The 1325-nt window shown below is 67.1% G+C and carries 1 protein-coding gene; it reads right to left on the reverse strand.

From position 1 onward, the window contains the following. Nucleotides 1-79: 79 nt before the first annotated feature. Complete coding sequence (locus B7767_RS32945; RefSeq protein ID WP_373408256.1) at nucleotides 80-1312, reverse strand: ABC transporter substrate-binding protein; 1233 nt, start codon at nucleotides 1310-1312, stop codon at nucleotides 80-82. Nucleotides 1313-1325: the final 13 nt, after the last annotated feature.

Genomic DNA, 1325 nt, shown 5'->3' on the forward strand with positions numbered 1-1325 from the left:
CCGGCGGCGGGGGCGGCGGGCCGCTTCCCGGCCGGGCGCGCGGGCGCTTCCTTGACGAGCGTCATGGTGGTACGTCCCCTCAGCCGGCGAACGCGGCCTTGGCCTCGCCGAACAGTGCCTTGGCGGCGTCGGCCGGCTTGGTCTTGCCCTGGGCGACCTCGCCGCCGATGCGCAGGAACGCGGCCTCGATGACGTCGGCGCCCGACGGGTGCGGGGTGATCTTGCCGAGGACGCCGGCCTCGGCGACCTCTTCCTCGTAGGCCGCGACGCCCTTGTTGTTGTCGTCGGTGGGCTTGAACGCCTCGTACTGCTCGGTGGTGGCGAGGATGCCGCGGTCGTAGCCCATGATCTTGCCGACCTCGGGGTCGTGGACCATGAAGTCGATGAACTGGGCGACTTCCTTAGGGTGTTCGGTCCCGGAGAAGGCGCTCAGCATCAGCGAGCCGAGGTACTGGCCGGTCTCCTTGCCGTCCGTGGTGGGGATCGGCGCGAGCCCGTAGTCCGACTCGCCCTCGCCCTCGTAGCGGATGGAGAAGTTGTCCCAGGTGAACTCGGACGCCGCGAGGCCCGCCGAGAGCGCGGACTTGGGCTTGACCTGCTCGACCTTCTTCGGGTCGGCGACGAGCCCGGACCGCACGCGCTTGTAGCCGTCCTCCCACCACTGCGTCAGGTCGTCCTCGGTGAAGCCGAGGTCGGTGTCCGTGAAGAAGGCCTTGCCGTTCTGGCGCAGGTAGAGGTCGTAGAGGTACATGATGCTGAAGTAGCCGGTGTCACCGGCGATCTTCAGCTTGTCCTGGATCGTCTGCAGCGCGTCGAAGTACTCGTCCCAGGTCCAGCCGAACTTCGCCTCCACGCCGGCCTTCTCGAAGGCCTTGAGGTCGATGACGAGCGACATGGTGTTGGCGCCGACGGGGACGGCGATCTGCTTGCCGTCGACCTGACCGTTCGCCAGGACGCCGTTACGGAAGTTCTCCAGGCTCAGGTTTCCGGCGTCCGCCTGCGACTTGAGGTCCAGCAGAACACCGCGCTTGTCGTACTTGCGCAGGAAGCCGACCGCATTCTGGAAAACGTCCGGCGGATTCCCGCCGGAGGCCTGGGTCTGGAACTTCTCCCAGAACGCTTCGTAGTCGGTGAATTCGGGCTTGATCTTGATCTTCGGGAACTTCTTCTCGAAGAGCGCGATCGTCTTCTTGATGGCTATGGTGCGCGGCTCGCCGCCCCACCACGCGTAACGGATCGTGACCGTCCCGTCTCCCGAGCCGCTGCCGCCACCACAGGCGGTGGCCGTCGCACCGATCCCCGCGACGGCCAGCGAGGCCCCCGCC

It is taken from the genome of Streptomyces sp. 13-12-16, from assembly GCF_002114215.1.
Taxonomy (GTDB): Bacteria; Actinomycetota; Actinomycetes; order Streptomycetales; family Streptomycetaceae; genus Streptomyces.